14 protein-coding genes are annotated in these 17,068 nt (G+C 62.4%); 9 read left to right on the forward strand and 5 right to left on the reverse strand.

Features of this window, described 5'->3' with window-relative positions; translation table 11 throughout:
* The first annotated feature begins 143 nt into the window (after nt 1–143).
* Both J3485_RS01170 and J3485_RS01175 read left to right on the forward strand, forming a co-directional pair.
* Nucleotides 144–1,238 (forward strand): hypothetical protein, encoded by a 1,095-nt coding sequence (locus J3485_RS01170; protein WP_206950795.1) that lies wholly within the window; start codon nt 144–146, stop codon nt 1,236–1,238.
* Nucleotides 1,239–1,283: 45 nt separating this feature from the next.
* The gene (locus tag J3485_RS01175) at nt 1,284–2,342 is read left to right on the forward strand and encodes a hypothetical protein (protein ID WP_206950796.1); all 1,059 of its coding nucleotides are present in this window, start codon (nt 1,284–1,286) and stop codon (nt 2,340–2,342) included.
* A 63-nt stretch (nt 2,343–2,405) separates the two neighbouring features.
* On the opposite strand, the gene J3485_RS01180 is transcribed toward J3485_RS01175, so the two are convergent.
* The gene (locus J3485_RS01180) at nt 2,406–3,083 is read right to left on the reverse strand and encodes a hypothetical protein (RefSeq protein ID WP_206950797.1); all 678 of its coding nucleotides are present in this window, start codon (nt 3,081–3,083) and stop codon (nt 2,406–2,408) included.
* Between the two features lie 155 nt (nt 3,084–3,238).
* Here J3485_RS01180 and J3485_RS01185 point away from each other — a divergent pair, with 155 nt between their 5' ends.
* The 3 genes from J3485_RS01185 (at nt 3,239) to J3485_RS01195 (ending at nt 6,824) form a co-directional block, all read left to right on the forward strand.
* Entirely contained in the window at nt 3,239–4,819 is a 1,581-nt protein-coding gene (locus J3485_RS01185) for a hypothetical protein (RefSeq protein ID WP_206950798.1), read from the forward strand.
* A gap of 216 nt (nt 4,820–5,035) precedes the next feature.
* Entirely contained in the window at nt 5,036–6,415 is a 1,380-nt protein-coding gene (locus J3485_RS01190; protein ID WP_206950799.1) for an FAD-containing oxidoreductase, read from the forward strand.
* A gap of 25 nt (nt 6,416–6,440) precedes the next feature.
* A complete protein-coding gene (locus J3485_RS01195) occupies nt 6,441–6,824 on the forward strand; it encodes a nuclear transport factor 2 family protein (RefSeq protein ID WP_206950800.1) in 384 nt (127 codons plus the stop codon).
* Between the two features lie 152 nt (nt 6,825–6,976).
* Here J3485_RS01195 and J3485_RS01200 read toward each other — a convergent pair whose 3' ends face one another.
* Complete coding sequence (locus J3485_RS01200) at nt 6,977–7,861, reverse strand: LysR family transcriptional regulator (protein WP_206950801.1); 885 nt, start codon at nt 7,859–7,861, stop codon at nt 6,977–6,979.
* 133 nt (nt 7,862–7,994) lie between these two features.
* Here J3485_RS01200 and argC point away from each other — a divergent pair, with 133 nt between their 5' ends.
* A complete protein-coding gene (gene argC / locus J3485_RS01205) occupies nt 7,995–8,921 on the forward strand; it encodes an N-acetyl-gamma-glutamyl-phosphate reductase (RefSeq protein WP_206950802.1) in 927 nt (308 codons plus the stop codon).
* A gap of 28 nt (nt 8,922–8,949) precedes the next feature.
* On the opposite strand, the gene J3485_RS01210 is transcribed toward argC, so the two are convergent.
* The 3 genes from J3485_RS01210 to J3485_RS01220 all read right to left on the reverse strand — a co-directional run bounded on the left by J3485_RS01210 (nt 8,950) and on the right by J3485_RS01220 (nt 13,875).
* Nucleotides 8,950–10,206, reverse strand: coding sequence for an MFS transporter (locus tag J3485_RS01210; RefSeq protein ID WP_206950803.1), 1,257 nt, complete (start codon nt 10,204–10,206; stop codon nt 8,950–8,952).
* A gap of 251 nt (nt 10,207–10,457) precedes the next feature.
* A complete protein-coding gene (locus J3485_RS01215) occupies nt 10,458–11,822 on the reverse strand; it encodes a sigma-54-dependent transcriptional regulator (RefSeq protein WP_206955590.1) in 1,365 nt (454 codons plus the stop codon).
* Nucleotides 11,815–13,875 (reverse strand): sensor histidine kinase, encoded by a 2,061-nt coding sequence (locus J3485_RS01220; protein WP_206950804.1) that lies wholly within the window; start codon nt 13,873–13,875, stop codon nt 11,815–11,817. Before J3485_RS01220 ends, J3485_RS01215 begins: the two co-directional genes overlap by 8 nt.
* Before the next feature lie 147 nt (nt 13,876–14,022).
* Between J3485_RS01220 and J3485_RS01225 the strand changes: the two genes are divergently transcribed.
* The 3 genes from J3485_RS01225 to J3485_RS01235 all read left to right on the forward strand — a co-directional run bounded on the left by J3485_RS01225 (nt 14,023) and on the right by J3485_RS01235 (nt 17,064).
* Nucleotides 14,023–14,883, forward strand: a complete 861-nt coding sequence (locus J3485_RS01225; RefSeq protein WP_206950805.1) for a MurR/RpiR family transcriptional regulator — start codon at nt 14,023–14,025, stop codon at nt 14,881–14,883.
* A gap of 201 nt (nt 14,884–15,084) precedes the next feature.
* A complete protein-coding gene (locus J3485_RS01230; protein WP_206950806.1) occupies nt 15,085–16,449 on the forward strand; it encodes an aspartate aminotransferase family protein in 1,365 nt (454 codons plus the stop codon).
* Between the two features lie 42 nt (nt 16,450–16,491).
* Nucleotides 16,492–17,064: a carboxymuconolactone decarboxylase family protein gene (locus tag J3485_RS01235; RefSeq protein WP_206950807.1), complete on the forward strand. Its 573-nt coding sequence runs from the start codon at nt 16,492–16,494 to the stop codon at nt 17,062–17,064.
* The last annotated feature ends 4 nt before the right edge of the window (nt 17,065–17,068 follow it).

Raw genomic sequence — 17,068 nt, forward strand, 5'->3', positions numbered from 1 at the left:
CGACCGGGCCAACTGAGGCAGGGATGCCGGCAATAGTCGGCGTCTCTGCTCACGTCTCATCGCCGTCGCTATCCACCGACTTTCTCAACCCTCCCAAAAAGGAGACCGCTATGCTCATTCGAACGCCTAAGAGCTCTGCATTCGTGAGTCGCACGCCTGTGGGCCTGCCCTTGGTGCTGGTCCAAGGCACGAGTGAATTCAACGGGACCTATATGCGTCCCAATTCGAGCAACACGGGAACCGTCCCTGCCGGCAGCCCATACTCCGCCTCGCCGGACATTTGGTTTGCCGGCAGCACGCCTATCGCGAACTATCAAACGGCGCTCGCCACGGATTCGAGCTACGCCACGCAGTCGAACAACAACATCTATTCGGGCCAAACGAACATCCTCTACGTGCGCGGCAAGAACGGGGCGACCTCGAACAAGACCAACACGGTGCAGTTGTATTACGCCCCCTCCGGCATCATCAATGCACCGAGCCAATGGCAGAACAATGTCATCAAGACGGACTCGGGCGGCATCTACGGCAACATCACCAATCTGGCGCCGGGCACCGTGGGCGTGTGCGATGCAACGTTCGTGTGGACCAACGTCACTCCGCCGCCTCCGGGCAGCGATCACTACTGCGTGTTCGCTCAGTTCAACGACGCCAACAACAGCAATCCCTTCCCGAGCGTCGATACCGCGTTGGACATGGGCGCGCTGATCATGAACAACCTGGGCTGGGGATGGCGCAACACATCGATGATTGCGGCCACGCCGACCTGGCAGTACACGACGCCGCTGAACATTCCGAGCGACTACCCCACCACCAATGCCTATTCCATCTTCATCGCCCCCACGGGCTATGTGGGCTGGGATGCGGAGTTCTACAGCAGCCGCCCGGATTCCCAGGGCAATCCGATCAAGCTGGGCCGCACCAAGGTCACGCAGGACGGCATTCTGTTGGGCGTGTCATCCGCCGTTCTGGATCCGGGTTACCAGTCGCTCATGACGGTCAACATGTACAGCCCCAACGGCCAGCCGCCGACGTCCGGGGCGCGCGTGCCGATGTCGGTCAATTACGTGGCAGGTTCGCAAAGTTACCTCGAAGCCATCTCGCGCAACCTCATCGATACCGAATTCATGTTGCGCTTGCGCCGCAGTTGCCCCGAGTTGGTTGGCGTCGAGCCCACCGCGTGGATCATCCAGGGCACCTACAACTGGCAAGTCCCGAGCAACGCGGCCATCAAGTGACGGCTCCGAAGATTTCCGTCACCCCTTAGAGCAAGGAGATTCTCTATGAGCACAGCATTTGCGCATGACGCAGCGCCGGCGTTGCAGGGAACCGCATCGACCTACGACGGCCTGTACCTGCGAGACAACCTCAAGTCCCAAGGCACGCTTCCGGCCGTGGCCCCGTTCAATGCTTGTCCCGACATCATTCAGAGCAGCACGCCGATTGCCGACCCGCAAAAGACGTTCGGCACGGTCAGCAGTTGGAACACGATCTACCCGACGTCCCCCGCGCCGGGCAAGAACTACTACTACGTGCGCGGGCTCAACGGCTCGACCGAAGACTTCGACGGCCAAATCAGCTTGTTCTGGACCCCGGCCCAGTTGATCCTTTTTCCTTCGACTTGGAAGAACAATCCGCTGTTGACCGCTTCCGGCAGTGAAGGCGTGAAGGTGGAGGCCGCGCCGGGCTTCGTCGGCGTGGGCGAGGACGGTTTCGTGCTCGACACCGGCACTGAGTCGCTGCCGAACCCGAACACCTTCTACAGCTTCATTGCGCAGAACAACGCGGCGCCCATTCCCACCATCAGCAGTTGGTTGGAAATGTCTCAAGTGTTGACTCAGCAACTGGGCATCGGGTTTCGCAACATGCTGACCTTCGATCCGGTCAATGGCCCGCTGCTTGCGCGAACGGGATTCAACATTCCCATGAGCGTCGGCGAATCCGCGACGTTGCAGCTTACGATCACCACCCAAGGCATTCCGGCCGGTGACACCATCGGCTTGATCGGCGATTGTTTCACTCAGGAAATGAAGTCGATCCTGCTGCAGCCGATCAAGACCACGAGCAACAGCTACGTGGCCGGCATCCAGATCGACGTGGACCCCGGGTTCAATTCGTCCGTCGCGTTCCAATACTGGAATACCGCCGGTCAGGTGCCTGCCGCGGGCAGCACGATCACCCTGAGCGTGAACTACGTGGTGCCGCAAGAAAAATATGCGCGAGCGCTGGAGCTTGGTGTGCTCGACTCACGATATGCGCAAGCCGGGGCAACGGTAGGCGTCTCGCCTCAACAGATCGCACCGGTTGGACAGGTGACCTTCGTGGTGGCGGCGTCAAGCTGAGCATTGTCGCTTCGACACGCCGCTCGCGGTAGCGGGTGGCGTGTTTTTGTCTGCGGTGCGTGGCTACTCTTTCATCAACACGGCGGCTCCGACTATACCGGCTCCTATCGCCGCGAAACCGAGCGATAAGATGTTCTTTAGGCCGGATACGGCTAAGGCAGCGGCGTAGTTCCATGGCCAAGCGTGGTGAGCCATGATCGACTTGACGTCGGGTGCGGTGCCATCAAGATCGAATGCGCTGAATGCGAGGCTTCCAATGAATATGATCGCTGCGCCACGTATGAAGTAGTAGTCCCGCGATCGAATTCCGTGTCCGAAGTGTGTTGACAGAATGACGAGAAAATTCAGAAGCGACAGCAGCGAAACGTCGATCCAAAAGAAGCCGGTGATCTGCGATAGGAGACCGAGCGCGCCGATGTAGAGGGCAGTGAGTACTACGATTCCGACGACGTACACGGCGGCTTTCGCAGGACTGGGAAGGTGCCGTTCCTTGATGGGCGCGTGGTCCTCGGTGGCAGGCTTCAACTCGCGAAGAGAGACACTTTTGTCCGCTTTCTGAATCTGCGAGTTGAGGTGCGTGAAAGCTTTCTTGAACGGCTCGTTGGTGACGACCGATAGGATTAAAGAATCCTCGCTGGTCAAAAAAAGTGTGGATTGATAGCGGCTGTTATTCACTTCCTGCAAGAACTTCGACTTGTCATCCTTCTTCAAGTCGATGACTTCAAAGAAATGCTTGGGCATGTGGGTCTCTCGGAAGGGCGATGAATTCGCAGCGTTGGTATTTGCCTCGAGCGTACGGGCGGCAGTTTACGGCAAAATCGCAGCCTGATGTAAGGCAAGGGCTCTGAAGCGCTTCGCAAGACATGCTGCCCACCGCGACCGATCCGCTCTTAAAAATGAGTCGAAACAAATTCCTTTTCGCGCACTCCGCTCGTCTTTACGAGCAGTCCGAAGGCTTGGCCACGTTTCTGTTGAATGCCTTTGTGGACGACGACGCGCCGTTCCGAGAGACAGCGGCCGTTCTCGCGAAAGCCGGTGCGTTGCATCTTACCGATCAAGTCGCGCGAAAGCGGGCGGCCGATCTTGCCTGGGATCACTTGAGAGCGGTGAGCGGCGCATTGGATCTTCGCTCGGTGATTCCCGCGCTGTTGGAGACGATCGAGCAGTACTACTACGGTAACGAGCGTACGAAGGCGGCGGTAGGTTGGATGGGCACGGCGATGAAAACGGCCTCGGTCGTCGTGTGGGCCAATCGCGGCGTCGTGACGGCAAGCATGAAAGCGCAGGCTCAGGTGCGGCGGCTGGTGGCCGCGGCGGGCGCGTGGGAACAATTGAATATCTACGACGATCAGGCGCGTGCGCTGGAATTGGGGCCGGCGGTATTCAAGCCCCAAGGTGTCGAGCTCGAAAGAGACGAGGACTATGTCATGCGGGAAGCGTGGAACGCGAATGCGTCGAAACGCGGGCTGGGCTTAAGGACCTTGCAAGATTGCATGACCGTTGTTTGGCAAAGCGCCGGCGCATTCATGGAAGCGGTATCCGAAGTGCTGGCCGGAGCAAAGCCTTCGAGCGTTGCGTTGTTTCAGGGTACGGTGTTCGAGGAAACGCAGGCGTTGCCGGAGTTTTGGTTGGGCTTGTCCGCTCGGCTTCAATTGATGGGACATGCCGCATTGTTCCGAGGGCAAGGGCGCGTCAATCGCGTCACCGGCATTTCGATCTTCGAGCCGTTCGCGTTCGCGAGCCGCTTTTACGGCAGCGATGCGGCCAAGGCCGAGGCCGCTTCTCAAGCGATGTTCTGGCAACGCGATTGGCACGCACGGCGTTTGAGTGGGCGCGACTATCTGTCGAATATGTTGGTGGAGCGGCCGGCCATCAGAATCGACGATCGGACGTTCGTAGTCGCCATGACGAACATCGGCGATTCGATCAATACGTTCGTCGAGCATTCCGTTTTTCGTTGTTTGGGATATGGCGGCGTGCCGGTGTCGGAGCAGGCGTTTCGGCGGTATGTATCGCAACCTTTCGAGGATCGTGCAATCGCGTGCTTCACCGATCGCACATGGCGAGCGGATCATGTGTCGGAGAGCGGCACTTGGCTGGGGACCAAGCTCAGTCATCCGACAGGTGAGCCGATACCGGGTGAAGTCGATGTACTGGCGATGCATCCGAGCGGTGGCGTCGCTATCCTCGCCGAGTGCAAGGTGCTGTCGTCGCCGTTCAACGCCGGCAAGCTGCTGAACATGGCGCAGAAGCTCGGGCTTGTCGATTCGGAGCGTTTTCATAGCAAGCTCGAGCGCAAGGCGAAATGGCTGCGCGAGACCGCCGCCTTTAAAGATGTCGAGCTCGTGCCGCTGTTGCTCGTTGATGAAGGCGCGTTTATGGGGGCGAAGGGGCATAACCTCGTTGTCAACTTCGAAGATCTGCCCGCGCTCGTTGATGCTTGTGGGCGGCATGTCGAGGCGCTGGACCAGGGCTGAGCGTTTGGCACGTGCAGACTGCGTTGCATTTTGGACAGCCGCCACGCAGCAACCCGCAATCTGCATACCAAATGGCAATTGACCCACTGATTTAAAAGGGCTCCCAAAAAATTGCGGTAAGGGCTGAAATCTCCTACCGTGGCGATCAGGCGCGAAACAAAGCTGTGGTCGCCACCGCCGTGGAGCAACGACAGCTAAGCGGTAAGGAGAAGCGCGATGAGTCAACGTTTCGACGCAGTCATCATCGGCACCGGACAGGCCGGCCCGGCGCTCGCCGCGCGGCTCTCGGATGCGGGCATGAAAGTCGCCGTCATCGAGCGCGGGCGGTTCGGCGGCACGTGCGTGAACACCGGTTGCATCCCCACCAAGACGTTGGTGGCCAGCGCTTACGCAGCCCGGCTGGCTCGGCGGGCCACCGAGTATGGCGTCGTGATCGGCGGGCCGGTCACGGTCGACATGAAGCAGGTGAAGGCGCGCAAAGACGAGATTTCCGAGCGCTCCAGCCGCAACGTGGAACAGTGGGTTCGCGGCCAGGCGCACTGCACGGTCTACCAAGGCCATGCCCGCTTTGAGAGCGCGAATACCGTGCGAGTTGGCGGCGAATGGCTGGAAGCGGAGCGGATCTTTATCAACGTCGGCGGACGGGCGCTGATTCCGCCCATGCCAGGCCTCGATCAGGTGCCCTACTTCACGAATTCGACCATGATGGACGTGGACTTTCTACCGGAGCACTTGATCGTCGTCGGCGGTAGCTACATCGGGCTCGAGTTCGGCCAGATGTACCGGCGCTTCGGGTCCCGGGTAACGATTGTGGAGAGAGGCCCGCGCTTGATTCAGCGCGAGGACGAGGATGTGTCGCGAGCGGTGCTGGAAATTCTGGAAGCCGAGGGGATCGATGTTCAGCTCGATTCCAACTGCCTGAGCGTGCGACGCGATGGAGGCAATGTGGTCGTTGGACTGGATTGCTCCGGCGGCGGTCGGGAAGCTGCGGGCTCGCATCTTCTGCTCGCTGTCGGGCGCGTGCCGAACACCGACACTCTCGGGCTGGACAAAGCCGGGATCGCGACCGATGCGCGCGGCTACATCGAAGTGGATGAACAATTGCGCACCAACGTCCCCGGCATCTGGGCACTGGGCGACTGCAACGGCCGTGGCGCATTCACCCATACGTCGTACAACGACTACGAGATCGTTGCGGCCAATCTGCTCGACAACGACCCGCGCAAGGTGTCGGACCGCATCCCGGCGTACGCGTTGTTCATCGACCCGCCGCTTGGCCGCGTCGGCATGACGCTCGATGAGGCGAAACGATCGGGCCGCAAGCTGCTCGTGGGCACGCGACCGATGACGCGCGTCGGCCGCGCCGTGGAAAAAGGCGAGAGCCAGGGATTCATGAAAGCGATCGTCGATGCGGACACCGGGGCGATTCTCGGCGCCTCGATCCTCGGCGTGACGGGCGATGAAGTCGTGCATTCGCTGCTCGACGTGATGTATGCCAAAGCGCCATACACCACGATCAGTCGCGCGGTGCACATCCATCCGACCGTGACCGAACTGGTGCCGACGATGCTGCAGGATTTACAGCCTGTGGCGTAGCGCGGACGATATTCGGAGGCACGCCATGCGGGAAGCAGACGTACGTGAAGCCCTGAATGCGCACTGGCAGGCGTCGGCAGCCGGCGATCTCGACGCAGAGCACGATATTTACGATGACGATGCCATCTGTGACTATCCCCAGTCAGGTGAACGAATCCTTGGGCGAGTCAATTTGAAGGAACTGCGGGGGCATCATCCTGAGAAGCCGGCGGGGTTCCACGTCAGGCGGATCCAAGGGGAAGGTAATCTCTGGATCACGGAATACACCATCACCTATAACGGGCGAGCAGTTTATACCGTCAGCATGATGGAGTTTCGCAACGGCAAGGTCGTTCACGAGACGCAGTATTTTTCGGATCCGTTTGAGGCGCCAAATTGGCGCAGTCAATGGGTTCAGCAGATCGCGTGACGCGCATGCGGCGAGTCGGCTTCCTGCTTGAATGTAGACGTTTGTGTCTATCAACTGGCATGGCGTAGACGGAAGTCGACTGCCTGCGAGCCCACGTGTGAGCTTTCACGATCGAGCTAGATATGAGCATCGCTGATGCGCGCCGCCGTACCCTATCGCGCCTTGAGCCGCCACAACGCATCGAGCACATGCTGCGTCGCGCGTTCGATTTGCCCGGTCTCATGAGCGATACCGAGCTCCCGCCATAGCGCCGGCCGCAGCGGACGCATCGCAATACGCGCATCCACCGACGGTGCGCCCGCTTCATGCGGTAGCACTGTCGCGCCATAGCCCGCGGCAACCAAGCTCTTGATCGCATCGTTGTAGTTGAGCTCGATTCGCGCCGCCGGCCGATAGCCGCCGAGCGCGAACCATTCCGACGTCAGACGTGAAAGCCGCGTATTCGCGTCGTTGAGAATCAGCGGCTGCGCGGCGAGCCACGCGGGCGTGACACGAGCCGGCAGGCGCCAATCGGCAGGCAGGAACGCCATGACCGGGTCGCGGCGCCACGGCCGGATCGTGAGCCCCGCGGCCGGAGATTGAGGCAAGGCCACGATTCCCACGTCGAGCGTGCCTTGCGCAAGGCGCGCGAGCGTGTCCTGCGATGTGAGCACCGCGATCTGCACGTCGATCTCCGGATGATGTTCGCGTAGGTGAGCAAGCGCTTGCGGCAATAGATGCGCGATCGCACCGGTCGACGCGCCCAGGCGAACGCGGCCGGCCAAACCCAGCACTTGGCGGCTGACATCCTCGAGTGTCGACTCGACCTCTGAGAGCAGCCGCCGCGCACGCTCCACCAACACTTCCCCGATCGGCGACGGCCGCACGTTGCCGCGTTTGCGCGACAACAGCGGCGCGCCGATCCGGCTTTCGAGTTCGGCGATGTGAAGGCTCACGGTCGGCGGCGCGAGATGAAGCATTTGCGCCGCGGCCGCGAACGACCCGTGGTCCGCGATCGCGACGAGTGTGCGCAGGCGGTCGAGGCTGATCTCTCGCATCGCGATTCTCCGATTTTTATGATTCAGGAAAGGTGAATTTATCGGTCATGAAATTCAACTTTTCCTATTGTAGGGTATGAGCGCACGATAGGGTCTTCATATCCGATGATCGAATTCGAGGAGGACAATCGCCATGCGCTTACCGACAGTTTTCATCGACGGCGATCAGGGCACGACGGGGTTGCAGATCCATGATCGCCTGCGCGGCCGGCCGGACCTGCAGCTCGTTACGTTGCCGGCCGATGCGCGCAAGGATGCTCAGCGCCGGGAGCAGGCCATCAACGAGTGCGACATCGCGATCCTGTGTTTGCCCGACGGTGCCGCCCGCGAAGCAGTAGGCTTCATTCGCAACCCAAACGTGCGCGTGATCGATGCAAGCTCGGCGCATCGCACGCAGCCGCAATGGGTCTATGGATTTCCGGAGATGGCCGAGGGACACGCGCAGCGGATCGCGCAGGCCCGGCGCGTCACGAACCCGGGCTGCTATCCGACGGGGGCGATCGCGCTACTGTTGCCGCTCGTCGAAGCAGGTCTGCTGCCGCTTGACTATCCGCTAGCCATTCACGCGATCTCGGGCTATTCGGGCGGCGGGCGTGCGGCGATCGACGAATACGAGTCGAATGACGTGCCGTGCGCGGCGCCGTTCAAGGTCTATGGCCTCGCGCTCGAGCACAAGCACACGCCGGAGATCCAACTGCACACGGGCCTCGCGCATCGTCCGCTTTTCGTGCCGAGCTACGGGGCATATCGGCAAGGCATTGTGCTGACGGTGCCGATCGACTTGCGCTTGCTCGCGGTGGGCGTGGACGGCGAACGGCTGCACGCATGTCTTGCGCGGCATTACGCCAACGCACGTCATGTCGAAGTCGTGCCGCTCGCCGATGCATGCGCAATGGCCCATCTCGATCCGCAGGTGTTGAATGGGACGAATGACATGCGGCTGGGCGTGTTCGTCAATGCCGAGCGAGGCCACGTCCTTCTATCGGCTGTCTTCGACAACCTCGGCAAGGGCGCGTCCGGCGCGGCCGTGCAGAATCTCGAGTTGATGCTCGCGACGTGAGCCTGACACATCGCGAGCCTAATCCTCGTTACTGTGTCGCGCCGGCGATCTTCGCATCGCCGAGCCCGACATCCGACCCGGCCGTATCGCCGGCATCCATGCGTACGCCGCGATGCTCGCGTCCGAAGCCGATCAGCACCGAAATCACCACGGCCACGATCCCGGCCACGATGGCCATCGCCATCCCATAGTCGTTGCCGTGTCGATGCGCGATCGTGGCTTGAATCGTCGCATTGGCCGACGCCAGCAGATTGCCGAGTTGATACACGAGCCCCGGGAACGTCGCGCGCACTTCAGGCGGCGACATCTCGTTCAAGTGCGCGGGAATCACACCCCAGGCGCCTTGCACGGAAATCTGCATGAGGAACGCGCCGATCGCGAGCGGTACGCTGCCGCTCGCAAACGCCCACAACGGCAGCACGGGCAGCGCGATCAATGCGGCGATCGCAATTGCCTTGCGACGGCCGATCTTTTCCGACAAGGCGCCGAACACGATGCCGCCGATGATTGCGCCGATGTTGTAGATGATCGCGATGATGCTGACCGTGTGCGTCGAGAACTTGTGCTGTACGAGCAGGAACGTCGGGTAGAGATCCTGCGTGCCGTGGCTGAAGAAGTTGAACGCCGTCATCAGCACGATCATGTAGACGGCCAGTTTCCACTCGCGGGCGAGTACGGCCGCGATGCTCGGGCGCGCGGCGGCGGTTCGCCCACGTTCCCATGCGGGCGATTCGGGCACGTTGCGGCGGATGAACAGCACGAGCAGCGCGGGCACGATGCCGATCATGAACATGCCGCGCCAGCCGATCGAGTCGTGCAACAGGCCGAACACGATCGATGCGAGCAGATAGCCCGACGGGTACCCGGCTTGCAAAATTCCGGACATGACCCCGCGCGACTTCGGCGGAATCGACTCCATCGTCAGCGCCGATCCGACGCCCCATTCGCCGCCCATCGCGATACCGAAGAGGCTGCGCAAGATCAGCAGCATCGTCAGGCTCGTCGCGAAGCCGGAGGCCAGGTCGAGCAGCGAAAACAGCACGATGTTGATCATCAGCACGGGACGGCGCCCGAAGCGGTCGGCCAGGCGGCCGAAGATCAGCGCGCCGAGCGGGCGCAGTGCGAGCGTGAGCGTGAGGGCTATCGTCACGCTCGTGATTTCCGTACCGAAGGCCTTGGCGATGTCCTTGAGGACGAACACCATGAGGAAGAAGTCGAAGGCGTCGAGCGTCCAGCCGAGATAGCTGGCGAGGGCGACGCTGCGCTGCTGCTTGGTCCAACTCATGAATCTGTCTCCTGTGAATGGTGTGTCGTAACGACGGAGGCACTGCATCGGTCCGTCGTCGTGGCGCCCAATCACGCAGGAGGCATGCCAGTTGTTAAGCCGATCTAACTCCTTGAATTAGAAAAGTTAATGATTGAGACAGAGGAAGCGGCTGAGCGGAAATCCGCCCGGCGTGCCGAGATGAGCGGGCGGAAATCGTGACGATCGAGGGAAAGGAAAGAACGGTTCGGGAAAACCCGGAAAAACCCGACTCAGCGAAAGTCTTCAGACGTGATCGCGAGCCGGCGCATCTTGTCATAGAGCGTTTTCTTCGGCAGTCCTAAACGTTCGCAAGCGAGCGAAGCACGCCCTTGGCAAGCGCGTAGCGCTTCCTCGATCAAGTGCCGCTCGAAGCGATTCACCTGCTCTTCGAGCGTCCGCGGCGCGGCGCCGATCGAATCGCCGGCATCGCTGACGTCGGCCAGCAGGCCAAGGGCGAAGCGCTCCGCGACGTTGCGCAGTTCACGCACGTTGCCGGGCCAACTGCGCGACATCAGCGTGTGCATTTGCTGTGGGCTCAGGGCGTCGGGCGCCGAGCGGCCGTAACGCGCCGACGCTTGCAAAACGAAATGCTCGAACAGCAGCGGAATGTCTTCGCGCCGCTCGCGCAGCGGCGGCACTTCGAGCACGACGACGCCAAGGCGGTAATAGAGGTCGTCGCGAAACCGCTGCTCGCGCGCGAGCCCGAGCAAGTCGGCCTTCGTCCCCGCAACGATGCGGCAATTCATCGGCAGCAGTTCGTTCGAACCCACGCGCTCGAACGCGCGCTCCTGCAGCACGCGCAGAAACTTCGCCTGCAGCGACATCTGCATCGTCTCGATCTCGTCGAGAAAGAGCGTGCCGCCGTCCGCATATTCCACCTTGCCGATGCGGCGCTTGAGCGCGCCGGTGAACGAGCCCGCTTCGTGGCCGAACACTTCGCTCTCGAACAACATCTCCGGGATGCCTGCGCAATTGATCGCGGCGAAATTGGCGCTGCGTCGGCGCCCGGCTTCATGGAGACTGCGCGCCACCACCTCTTTGCCCGCGCCGGTTTCGCCGAGCACGAGCACGTTCGTGTCGGTGTCGGCGAGATCGAGCACGACGCGACGCAGCCGTTCGATCGCGGGCGATTGGCCGAGGATCTTGGCTTCGATCCGATCGCGGCCGGTGACCTGCCGCCGCAGCGTGTCGAGTTCGAGTGTCAGATGACGCTTGTCGAGCGCACGCTGGGCGACGTCGGCAAGATGTTCGGACGAGAACGGCTTTTCGATGAAGTCATAAGCCCCGCGCTTCATCGCTTCGACGGCCATGGCGATATCGCCGTGCCCCGTGACGAGAATGACGGGCAAGTCGGCATCCACGGCGCGCGCTTGTTCGAGCAGTGCGAAGCCGTCGATGCCGGGTAGCCGCACGTCGGTGACGATGATGCCCGGAAACCCGAGGCGAATCTGCCGCAGTGCCTGCTCGGCGCGCTCGAACGCCTGCACTTCGATGCCGCGTAGCTGCAGCGCCTGGACGCCGCCGAGCCGCACGGCCGGTTCGTCCTCGACGAATAGCACCCTGAGCCCTTCGTGCTCGATGCGCGCTTCAATCATCATGTTCCTCGTCCGCGTGGTTCGTGGTGGCGCGGTTTCGTTCCAGCGTCGTCGGTGCAATGGCTTCATCCGCGCGATCCTGTGCGGGGGCGCGGCGCAAGCGCAGCGTGAACGACGCGCCGTTCGTTGCGGCGGTGTCGTCGGCTTTCAGCGTGCCGCCGAGTTCGCGCACGATGCCGGCGGAAATGGCGAGCCCGAGGCCAAGGCCGGCACCGGGCGGCTTCGTCGTGAAAAACGGTTCGAACAGCCGGGCGCGCACCGCATCGGGAATGCCGGGCCCCGTATCGGTGACGACGATGTCGACGAATGCGTCGTCCGTTGTATCGGCGTGCACGGCGATCGACAGTCGCCGCACGGCGCAGCCTAACATTGCGTCGAGCGCGTTGGCGAATAGGTTGACGAGCACCTGCTCGAGCCGGTTCGCATCGGCGAGCACCAAGTGTGCGCAGGGCGCGCAGGGTACCAAGGATTCGGCATGCGCGGTCGCATCGGGCACGTTGCGCACGACCTCGACGTCTTCCTTGCGCAGCCGTAGTTCGACGAGAAAGAGCGCGTTCGCAATGGCGCGTTCGACGGCCACGGGCGCAAGCTCGGTGCCGGCCTTGTGCGAGAAGCGACGCAACTGCGCCGTGATCTTGCCCATTCGCTCGATGAGCCCGGCGATCACGCGTAAGTTGTCCTCGGCTTCTTCGCGGCGGCCTCGCTGCAAAAAGAGCAGCGCATTGTCCGATAAGGTGCGCAGAGCCGCGAGCGGTTGATTGAGCTCGTGCGTGATGCCGGCCGACATTTGACCGATGAGCGCCATCTTGCCCGCTTGCACCAGTTCTTCGAGCGTGGCCTTGAGCGTGGCTTCGGTGCGCTTGTGCTCGATGATCTCGCTGCGCAGGCTCTTGTTCGCGCGCGCGAGCGCTCCCGTGCGTCGCGCGACTTTACGTTCGAGTTCATCGTTCATGCGTTCGAGCGTTTCACGCATCGAGAGCCGTTGCGCGATGACCTTGCGACGCTGCAGCACGTAGAGCGTGCCGATGGTCGCGAGCGAGAGCCCCAATGCCGCGACGAGCGCCGCGTAGCGCGCACTTTTGCGGGCGGGGGCGATGTCGGTCAGCGACATGATCTGCCAATCGGTGCCCGACACGGTTCGGCTCACGACGACATAATCGGTTCGGCGCTTTCCGGCAGGGCTCGCGACGAGCGAATTGGGCGGCGAGACGGCGTCGATCTCGGCATTGGGTGCGAGGCGGCGGCGGTGGACGAGCCCGATTTCTTCGAGCGCGCCGGGGCCTTCGTATTGGCGTTTCGTGTCGATGCGCGCGCGCGCCGCGGCCGAGAGCGGATGCAGCGTGCGGTATTTCCAGCCGGGGACCGACGTCAAGAATACGACGCCGTTCGCGTCGGCCACGAGCACCGTTTCGTCGCCGCGCTTCCATAGCGCCTCGAGCGGATCGAGGCTGATCTTCGTGGTGACGATGCCGAGCGCGCGTCCATCGGCCTCGATACGTGCCGCGTAGAAATAGCCGGGCAGGTGGCTCGTCGATCCGAGGCCGTAGAAACGCCCGGTGCCGCTATGCAGCGCGTCGATGAAGTAGGGGCGGTAGGAAAAATTTTGTCCGACGAAACTGATTGGCCGATCCCAGTTGCTGGCCGCGAGCGTCGTGCCGTTCAAATCGAGGACATAGATCGCGGCGGCTTGCGAATCGGTCGTGACGTCTTCCAGATAACGGTTCACGCGCGCGATGAGCGCCGCGTCGGCGGGATGCCGCAGTAGTTCGGCGATATCGGGGTTCAGGCTGAGCAGTGCAGGCAGATAGTCGTAGCGTGTGAGCTCGCCCTTGAGTGTGCTTTCGTCGATATCGAGCCGGTGTGCGGCGCGCTCGATGATGGCGCTCGTCTCGGCGCGTTCGGCGTAGTGATACGCCGTCCATGCGCCGACCGCGACGAGCGCGCAGAACGCGAGCGCTTTCGTCGTCTGCGAGACGCTTGGAAGGCGCGAGGCGATGCGCGCGGGGCGACGCAGCGCGCGCGGCCAGGGCGCGATCTGCCGAAATGGGCTCATGCTGACGGCGCGGGGGCGAAAGGATGACTGCCGGGAGCGCGCAGTTTAACGAATTCGGCGCGAGGCGGGGATCGGGGTAAATAGGGGCCGCCCCGTTGTCGCGGTGATAACATTTGTTGCCGCCACTACCCCCCGCGTCAACACGCCATGCCCGAGACCTTCGACCAGCTCGCCGCGGTGATCCGCGCCCGCTTCACGGAACTGAGTCCGCAATTCCAAGCGGGCGCGGCATTCCTGCTCGATCATCCCGACGAAGTCGCAGTCTTGTCGATGCGCAAAGTCGCGGAGCGCGCCGAGATTCAACCGGCCTCGCTCGTGCGTTTATCGCAGCAGCTAGGCTTTCCCGGCTGGAATGAGTTGCGCGATCTATGCGTGGCACGCGTGCGAACGCGGCCCGAGCCGTTGACGGTGCGTGCGAGATCGCTGATGGCGGGAACAAAAAAAGATACGCTCGCGCACGATCTGCTCCATGCGCAGCAACACAACCTCGACGCAACGGCGACTTACAACGAGCGCAACGTCTTGCAAGCCGCGCGCGTGCTGCGCAAGGCGCGTCACGTCTATGTGGCGGGTTTTCGTTCGTGCTACGCAGTTGCGTTCGGCCTCGTTTATGGCTATGGACTCTTGCGTCCGTCGGTGTCGCTGCTCACGGGCGAAGCGGGCACGCTCGAAATGCAACTGCGCGGCATCACGCGCGATAGCGCGACCGTCGTCATCAGCTTCGCACCCTATTCGGTGGAAGCAGCTCGCGTTGCCGAAGTCGCGCTCGAAAAAGGCAGCCGCCTCGTCGCAATCACCGATAGCGCCGTTGCGCCCGTCGCGCTGAACGCCGACAGCATATTGATCTTTTCTCACGACAGTCCTTCGTTCTTTCCGTCGCTCGTTGCGGCTACCGCGATCGCCGAATCGCTCGTCGCACAACTGCTCGCTCTCGAAGGCGCCGAAGCCGTCGAGCAGCTCGAGTTGGCGGAACGTTCGTTGCATGCGATGGGCGCGTACGTGCCCTGATGCGCTTCGCCGCGCGACTCCTCCGTGCGCGTCCTTATTTTCCGCTAGATGAATCTGCGTTGGCCCTATCGTGTCCGTATTGACAACATATGTTGCGAAGAAGTATAAATTAGAATCAATTGTTGTGTGGCACTTCCACGCAGGGGCCGTGGGGCAGATCCCCCGACGTTCGCCGTTTCACGTTCGATTCCGAGGTACTACATGTCCTACGTCTTTCATCGGATGCCGAAGAAGTCGCTGCCCGCGGCGGTGGCGGGCGATGGCATCGAGATCATCGATTCGGCCGGCAAGCGGTACATCGACGCGAGCGGCGGCGCGGCCGTGTCGTGTCTCGGCCACAGTCACCGGCGCGTGATCGAGGCAATCGAGCGGCAGGCACGCGAGCTCGCTTACGCGCATACGTCGTTCTTCACGACCGAGGCGGCCGAGGCATTGGCCGAGCGGCTCGTCTCGAAGGGGCCGGCCGGCATCGGCCACGCCTATTTCGTCTCGGGCGGCTCCGAGGCGATGGAGGCCGCGCTCAAGCTCGCGCGCCAGTATTTCGTCGAGATCGGCGAGCCCGAGCGCAAGCATTTCATCGCGCGGCGGCAAAGCTATCACGGCAACACGCTCGGCGCGCTCGCGATCGGCGGCAACGCATGGCGGCGCGAGCTGTTCCTGCCGCTGCTCATCGAAGCGCATCATGTCAGCCCCTGTTACGCGTATCGCGACCGGCTGCCCGGTGAATCGGACGACGCCTACGCGCAACGCCTGGCCGACGAACTCGAACAAAAGATGCTCGAACTGGGGCCGAATACGGTTGCCGCATTCGTCGCGGAGACGGTGGTCGGCGCGACCGCGGGTGCCGTGCCGCCCGTGGCCGGCTATTTCCGCAAGATTCGCGAAGTCTGCGACAAGTACGGCGTCCTGTTGATTCTCGACGAAGTGATGTGCGGCATGGGGCGCACGGGCTACCTCTATGCGTGCGAGGAAGAGGGCGTCGCGCCGGATTTGCTCGCGATCGCCAAGGGCCTTGGCGCCGGCTATCAGCCGATCGGCGCAACGCTCGTCGGCGACCGCATCTACGACGCGATCGTGAACGGTACGGGCTTTTTTCAGCACGGCCACACTTATATGGGCCATGCAACTGCCTGCGCCGCCGCGCTCGAAGTGCAGCGGGTGATCGAAGAGGAGCGGCTGCTCGCGAATGTGCAGGCGCGCGGGGAGCAACTGCGCGCGACGCTGCGCGAGCGGCTCGGCGATCATCCGCATGTCGGCGATATTCGCGGGCGGGGGCTGTTCGTCGGCGTCGAGCTCGTTCGCGATCGTGAACGCAAGACGCCGTTCGAGCCGCAACGCAAGCTCAATGCGGTCATCAAGCAAGAAGCAATGACGCGCGGCCTCATGGTCTACCCGATGGGCGGCACGATCGACGGCAAGCTCGGCGATCACGTCTTGCTCGCACCGCCGTTCATCTGCGCGCCTAGCGACATCGACCGCATTGCCGAGCGTTTATGCGATGCGATCGAGGCGGCGCTCACGGCGTGTGGCGCATCATCGACGTCGACGCCTACGTCGGATAAGTAAGCCATACTGCGGCGATATCGCACGACGAAGGATAGAGACGACATGACGACGAACGAAACCCCCGCCGCACGCTTGCCGGCGTTCGATCGAGCGGCCGCTAGCTCCGAGCAACTGGCCGTGCTGGACGAAATTTTGTCGGGGCCGCGCGGCAATCTTGCCGGCCCTTTTCTGGCGTGGATCGCGAGCCCCGAACTCGCGCAGCATGCGCAACGGCTCGGCGCGTTCTGCCGTTACCAAACGGGCCTGTCGTTGCGGCTCTCGGAGCTCGCGATTCTCGTCACGGCGGCGCAGTGGCGCGCGCAAGCGGAGTGGCAGATCCACTATCCGATCGCCATCGCGGCGGGGGTTTCGGTTTCCGTTGCCGAGGCGCTGCTCGAGGGGCAACGTCCCGATTTCACCGATACGGACGAGGCGCTGATCTACGACTTCGCTACCGAGCTATACGATACGAAGCGCGTGTCTGGCGCCACCTTCGCGAAAGCCGAGCAACGTTTCGGTCATGAGACGACGGTGAATCTGGTGGGTCTGCTCGGCTACTACGCGCTGGTTGCGATGACGTTGAACGTGTTCGAGATGCGCGCGGATGGGGATGCGCCGTTGCCGTTCGCGGAGTGATCAT

This window comes from Trinickia acidisoli, from assembly GCF_017315725.1.
GTDB classification, from domain to species: domain Bacteria; phylum Pseudomonadota; class Gammaproteobacteria; order Burkholderiales; family Burkholderiaceae; genus Trinickia; species Trinickia acidisoli.

Coding starts and splice junctions, on each gene's coding strand:
- J3485_RS01220 (WP_206950804.1), bottom strand. CDS start 13,875: ATGAGCCCATTTCGGCAGATCGCGCCCTGGCCGCGCGCGCTGCGTCGC.
- J3485_RS01225 (WP_206950805.1), top strand. CDS start 14,023: ATGCCCGAGACCTTCGACCAGCTCGCCGCGGTGATCCGCGCCCGCTTC.
- J3485_RS01175 (WP_206950796.1), top strand. CDS start 1,284: ATGAGCACAGCATTTGCGCATGACGCAGCGCCGGCGTTGCAGGGAACC.
- J3485_RS01215 (WP_206955590.1), bottom strand. CDS start 11,822: ATGATTGAAGCGCGCATCGAGCACGAAGGGCTCAGGGTGCTATTCGTC.
- J3485_RS01180 (WP_206950797.1), bottom strand. CDS start 3,083: ATGCCCAAGCATTTCTTTGAAGTCATCGACTTGAAGAAGGATGACAAG.
- J3485_RS01185 (WP_206950798.1), top strand. CDS start 3,239: ATGAGTCGAAACAAATTCCTTTTCGCGCACTCCGCTCGTCTTTACGAG.
- J3485_RS01190 (WP_206950799.1), top strand. CDS start 5,036: ATGAGTCAACGTTTCGACGCAGTCATCATCGGCACCGGACAGGCCGGC.
- J3485_RS01200 (WP_206950801.1), bottom strand. CDS start 7,861: ATGCGAGAGATCAGCCTCGACCGCCTGCGCACACTCGTCGCGATCGCG.
- J3485_RS01230 (WP_206950806.1), top strand. CDS start 15,085: ATGTCCTACGTCTTTCATCGGATGCCGAAGAAGTCGCTGCCCGCGGCG.
- J3485_RS01210 (WP_206950803.1), bottom strand. CDS start 10,206: ATGAGTTGGACCAAGCAGCAGCGCAGCGTCGCCCTCGCCAGCTATCTC.
- argC (WP_206950802.1), top strand. CDS start 7,995: ATGCGCTTACCGACAGTTTTCATCGACGGCGATCAGGGCACGACGGGG.
- J3485_RS01195 (WP_206950800.1), top strand. CDS start 6,441: ATGCGGGAAGCAGACGTACGTGAAGCCCTGAATGCGCACTGGCAGGCG.
- J3485_RS01235 (WP_206950807.1), top strand. CDS start 16,492: ATGACGACGAACGAAACCCCCGCCGCACGCTTGCCGGCGTTCGATCGA.